The sequence below is a fragment of the Prolinoborus fasciculus genome (assembly GCF_056724605.1).
The window spans coordinates 1-5,628 of record NZ_JBWZQN010000101.1 but is presented as its reverse complement, the minus strand read 5'-3'; the positions used below and the strand labels follow the sequence as shown (position 1 = coordinate 5,628).

At 38.9% G+C, this 5,628-nt stretch carries 4 protein-coding genes and 1 tRNA gene; 2 read left to right on the top strand and 3 right to left on the bottom strand.

Annotated elements, in window-relative coordinates:
* Nucleotides 1-543 precede the first annotated feature (543 nt).
* Entirely contained in the window at nucleotides 544-771 is a 228-nt protein-coding gene (locus AC1P5O_RS16015; RefSeq protein WP_004647282.1) for a hypothetical protein, read from the top strand.
* A gap of 204 nt (nucleotides 772-975) precedes the next feature.
* Nucleotides 976-1,051: transfer RNA gene (locus tag AC1P5O_RS16010), tRNA-Thr, on the top strand.
* Between the two features lie 76 nt (nucleotides 1,052-1,127).
* On the opposite strand, the gene AC1P5O_RS16005 is transcribed toward AC1P5O_RS16010, so the two are convergent.
* The 3 genes from AC1P5O_RS16005 to ahpC all read right to left on the bottom strand — a co-directional run bounded on the left by AC1P5O_RS16005 (nucleotide 1,128) and on the right by ahpC (nucleotide 4,472).
* On the bottom strand, nucleotides 1,128-1,976 hold the full coding sequence (locus AC1P5O_RS16005; protein ID WP_086044219.1) for an SAM-dependent methyltransferase: 849 nt from the start codon (nucleotides 1,974-1,976) through the stop codon (nucleotides 1,128-1,130).
* Between the two features lie 3 nt (nucleotides 1,977-1,979).
* Complete coding sequence (locus AC1P5O_RS16000) at nucleotides 1,980-3,278, bottom strand: FAD-dependent oxidoreductase (protein ID WP_318270590.1); 1,299 nt, start codon at nucleotides 3,276-3,278, stop codon at nucleotides 1,980-1,982.
* Nucleotides 3,279-3,908: 630 nt separating this feature from the next.
* Nucleotides 3,909-4,472 carry an alkyl hydroperoxide reductase subunit C gene (gene ahpC / locus AC1P5O_RS15995; RefSeq protein ID WP_005105379.1) on the bottom strand — a complete coding sequence of 188 codons (564 nt, stop codon included), beginning with the start codon at nucleotides 4,470-4,472 and terminating at the stop codon, nucleotides 3,909-3,911.
* Nucleotides 4,473-5,628: the final 1,156 nt, after the last annotated feature.

The window sequence follows — 5,628 nt, the reverse complement described above, 5'->3', positions numbered from 1 at the left end:
TTGATGCCATTTCTCTTTATATTGTTACTTAGACAGGTAGGACATTTGATTTGTAGCGTTATTTTCATACCTCTATTTTATCAAAAGCCATATTGTTTTTTTCAGCATACTTTTTGAAACACCACCTTAATTTTATCCATCATCCCATCAGTAAAAAAAATTATCTGCTTAGATCTTAAAATATTATTATCTATCGCCTTAGGCAAAGGCATTGAATTAATACCAGTCCTCGTTCATAAAAATCTTTTGCAACACAACACTTACGCTCAATTCTATTTTTAAAAATCTTCATTTTTCATCAACCAAAAAACTGATGAATTGTGTAGTTTCTGTACGCCATTCATTTCAGGTTTTTATTTATGTGTTCAAACAAAAAACTGGCACAGAAATAGCTTAATTTTATTGTCATCAAAGCTATGTTATGTTGCTTATAAATTAACTAAAAGGAGAATAAAAACCACAGGATAGAAAGAAATAACCAAGTAAACCGAGCCATTCAAATTTGAAGTTAAAAATAGATACACTGCTATTCGGAGAGTGAACATGAATAACAGCGCAAACTATGCCAAACAGATTAAAAATGCAAAACGTGGCGGTTATACCCCAACCATTGCCAAGGACATCAATAAACATAAAATTCAAAAAGCCTTGAGACTCATCGAACAGTGGAGAAGCCTCGCTCAAGAACTCAAACCTCAAATGCAGTTTGATATGGCCTTTACTTTAGAGGAATGTGCACAAGAATTAGATCGCATCCTGAAAAACAGATAAACCGTATAACCGACTCATATCCATAACCATTCCTGTGCTTTCACCCTCGCCCATATCTTCACATATGGGCCATTTCTTTGCACATAGTCAAAAACAGAACTTTTCATCCATCTGGTCAAAATAAACAAATCCTGCCGAAACTGATTGAACGGTTATTTTTTGGCTTGCGTGGCCAAAAAAAATCTGTAAAATGCACTCCACCATGCCGGCATAGCTCAGTTGGTAGAGCAACTGACTTGTAATCAGTAGGTCCACAGTTCGAATCCGTGTGCCGGCACCATATCTTAGCCTCGCTTTTTAGTGAGGCTTTGATGTTTCTGGGTTTTGGTATTTTCAGCTGAGTCTTCTTACACTTTCTAGTGCTTCGATTGTGCCGTCACTTGCACATATCTCATGATCCCTTCCTGATATAATTTTCGGCATAGTTTCGCTGTCATCTGAATTTTAAAATGATCCAGTTTTGAGCCTTGAACCTGATCATTTGATGCTTTTGAATTCAAAGTTTTTTGCACGTAATCAGCGAAGCCGGAAAATACCGGCTCGGACAGATCCTGAATCTGGATATTTTTAAATTCAAAACGATCCAGACAGGCAAACAGTGCCCCCACTGTCATTAAATCTTTTAAATTCACATCAGCAGATTTCAATAAAAACTGATATTTACGCCGTTGTAAGGCATTTAAATTTTCCCAGCGCTCGGACAAAACCAGATGATGAAAACCAATCCGCGCATTTGAATTTAAAACACTACGGATCTGCTCCAAGAATAAAGGCACAGGACTGTGATAAGCCGCATCCAGACACAGCACCACATCAAAACGCTGGGAAAATGGCAATTCTTTTAAACGCAAAAATGACGCCTGATAAATGGCATTCAGTTCTGGCAAATGTTGCTGAATATTAGCCACACAGGCAGCCTGCAGCTCAACCCCCGCCAGATATTGCACCTGATAGTGTTGTTGCCAGTACAGCAAACTTGCACCCTGACCGCAGCCTAAATCCAGCAGTTTATCTTTTGAATTTAAATTTACAGTTTGTGCAAGGTGATCGGTGAGCATACGACAGGCAGCCGTATAATCCTGCTGACCTGCTTGCCAATACCCTAAATTGCTCCAGGGAAATTGCGCATGATCGCCCAACACAGCGGCATCAATTGCATACTTGTGCTGGGGAAGACGCTGACGCAGTGCCTGAAGCCATTGCATGGATTAATAACCCAGTTGCGGTGCAACCTCGACCACAGGTTTTAAACCCTCAAATGGTAAAGGTGCACCAAAAATTTCCGCAATTTTCATCGCTGAGGTCACTGCCGATTCCAGAATTGGCAAACCGTCACATGACCATGAACCGCAGAAGAAGACTTTACGATTGGCATCCAGATGACGTTGCTGCAATTCCTTATTCAGTGCTACGGTATTGGCATCGACCACTGCACGCGTTAGCATCACCGATTTGATCACTTTTTTCGGATCAATCTCGGTTACCGGACGCCAGGTCTGAAATACGGCCGACTTGCCGACCAGAGAAGGTTCAATCGAGTTAAGCCACACGGTAAATTGCTGACGAGTAAATTTACGGTCCATCATATAGCTGAGTACGGCCCAGTCTTTACGTTTTGGCGGCATTACGCTGGCATCGGTATGAATCACCAGTTCGCCTTGTTCGAATTTGAATTTCTTCAATAATTCAATTTCACTGGCGAATTGTACCGGATCCAGGAACTCCTCAATTTTGGTGGTCGGTGTCGCGACAATCACCCGGTCAAACAGTTTTGAATAACCGGCCGCATTTTCAACTTTGACCTGATCGCCCTGCTCTTGTACCAGTGTAATTGCTGAACCGTCTTCAATTTGAATGCCTTCAATCAGCTTATCGACCAACGCTGGTGTACCGCCTTGCAGACGCAGTAACGCATCGCCATCGGTTAATTGACGCAGAAAAATTAACAACGGTTTAGCTGGCCATTCACCAATGGTTTTCGGATTGCAGGTACAGATGGTATATAGCACCGGCATCACCGCACCGTGCCAGAACACTTCTTCAATCTCGTTACGATTGATAAATTCTGCCAGGCTGATGTCCTGATTTTTCGATTTAAAGAATTTGGTCAATGCAACTTTTAACTGCAACAGGCCTTTGACCAGACGCCAGCCATATTGTTGCAGGCCTTTCCGGTTATTGATGATCGGGATATTGCCAATTCGGCTGCGCGATGTGGTCAGCCAGGTTTCAGTTTTATCTTCAAATAACCAGCTGCAGGCCATATAGGTCCGCACCGGATAAGTTTTAATGCCCAGATGTGTGGCTAGACTCAGGGTGTTTTTCCACAGATAGGGGTTCATCACACGTAAAGGTGCGTCAATCAGGCCCCCTTCAAATTCAAGGCTATGACTGTCCATGCCGCGACCTGGAAGTGCTTCAAAAATCGTGATGTGATGCCCTGCGTCCTGGAGAATTCTGGCTGTAGCCAGTCCGGCCATGCCACTACCAATTACTGCGATATCCAAACTGATCATCCGTCATTGAAAAACTACAGAAATTATGTACCATGCGCCAATCAAACAGGTTATTAAAATCTTCCAGAATATATGTTTTTCGTAAAGGCCTTTTTGTTCAATTTCACCTGCTTTTTATTCATTTTTCTGACTTAGTTAAAATTCCATCAAATCTAAGATTTTATTCATATTTTTATCTAAAAACTTGAAAATTCGCTTTAAAAACAAATAATTTAATTAACCATTTTTATAATCCTTGGTTGACAAATACTTTTTAAATACCTATGATTCGCAGCATAAGAAAACCATAAATTCATCCGGTTCCATTCAGATGCGTTTATGCGAAAATTGTTTAAAACGACAAGAAACTACAGCGCCTTATAAAATAAAAGCCTCTGCGAAAGCAGAGGCTTCTTTGTTTTCAGGCCTAGTCAATCATTCAGCATGGTATTGCGCTTACTTGATTGCCTCGCATAAGCCGCTTAAAAAGCATAGAGTGCAATTCCTCAATTCTCATTTTGTTCTCAAATAGAAATCAAATGGCATGATGTTTTTGTCTAGAATTCATAAATCTCTAAACTAAAAAAATAAAAAATCCAGCAACTTGTGCTGGATTTTTTGCTTCAAAGAACTAGGTTTGAATTAGATTTTACCCACCAGGTCGATTGACGGCGCTAGTGTTGCTTCACCTTCTTTCCATTTTGCCGGACAAACTTCACCTGGGTGCGCATGTACATATTGTGCAGCTTTCACTTTACGAAGAAGCTCTTGTGCATCACGGCCAATACCACCCGCGTTGATTTCAATGATCTGGATTTTACCTTCTGGATCAATCACGAAAGTACCACGATCTGCCAGACCTTCAGCTTCAATCAATACTTCGAAGTTTTTAGACAAAGTCCAGGTTGGATCACCAATCAATGGATACTGGATTTTACCAATCACGTCAGAGGTATCATGCCAAGCTTTATGGGTGAAATGAGTATCGGTAGACACGCCATAGATTTCTACACCCATTTTCTGGAATTCAGCATACTGATCAGCAAGATCGCCTAATTCAGTTGGACAAACAAAGGTGAAATCTGCAGGATAGAAAAACACCACTGACCATTTTCCTTTCAGGTCTTGCTCAGAAACTTCGATGAACTGACCATTGTGGTAAGCAGTTGCATTGAATGATTTGATTTCAGTATTGATTAAACTCATGAGATATTTCCTCTGGCTTATTTCTGGGATTGCTTATCTTGTGAAGCTAGAATACGAAAAATTTCAAAATAGGTAAAACCGCAAGTTTTTATAAAAATGATCGCTTTTTTAGATCATTAATTTCTATTAGTATTGTTAATCTCATTTATTTTCTCGATGCAGAGTTGTGCTGATCAAAAGCAAGATAATGCTTTAACACTTATGATTCTTCTAATAAGTCGGGCTTTATGCAAACTCAATACCAATCTTCAAGACATAAAAAACCCACCGCATTCAGGTGGGTTTTAATGATGATTTACCGTTCTAGATCAAAATGGAAGTCCATATATATTTCATATTAATTAATTTAATTCATACACTTAAGATAAGGATTTAATTTTTTGTAAAGTTATAGTGAACTTTTCCTACTTTTAACAAATTATTCTTTTTCTTAACTTTACAGAATGAACTTAAATGAAAATATCTAGAATTATCTAAATTTATCCTTTTTTAATCCAAGAATGTCCTTTGTATAACTTCTATGATGCTTATCACTAGATAACCACTTTGATAGGAGAAATAGAATGTCTAGAACACCTAACGACGATCGCTCTGATAGCATGAATCCTAATAACGATGCCTATTGGGATTCCCTGGATAATCATGCAAATCAGTTAAATCCTAATAATGACCGCTATTAAGGATAAAGGACTATGCAGATAGGAGATTCCACTCTCCTATCTGCTTTTAGGGAAAGCCATGTACTACTCAAAAGATAAGGACATCAATGAATACGTCAAGCAACTACTTAAACATAAGAGCTTTCGTATCATTAGCGGTAAAAAACATGATCAACTCTGTATTTTGGAGCAGCGTAAGATAGCTATACCTTCTACTCCGAGTAAACAGAGAAGTTTTATTGAATTCAAAAATAATGTTAAGCGTATTCTGAGGGAACTAGGAGTTGTAAATTATGAAACAATATTATGATGATCCATTCTTGGATAACTTATTACATAAAACGAAGGCTACTAAAAAAGAGAGTTAACACCATTGCTGTCCCACAATTTTTCACAAGAGGAAGCTCATTTGAGCTTCCTCTTGTTTTATGGGTATTTTATCGGGTGAAAATAAAGCTTTTAAAGTTCTTCTTTCAAACAAATTCACTTGAATTATT

What these genes read in the sequence shown, in the direction of transcription:
- AC1P5O_RS16015 (WP_004647282.1), top strand. Translation starts at nt 544, where the DNA reads ATGAATAACAGCGCAAACTATGCCAAACAGATTAAAAATGCAAAACGT.
- AC1P5O_RS16005 (WP_086044219.1), bottom strand. Translation starts at nt 1,976, where the DNA reads ATGCAATGGCTTCAGGCACTGCGTCAGCGTCTTCCCCAGCACAAGTAT.
- ahpC (WP_005105379.1), bottom strand. Translation starts at nt 4,472, where the DNA reads ATGAGTTTAATCAATACTGAAATCAAATCATTCAATGCAACTGCTTAC.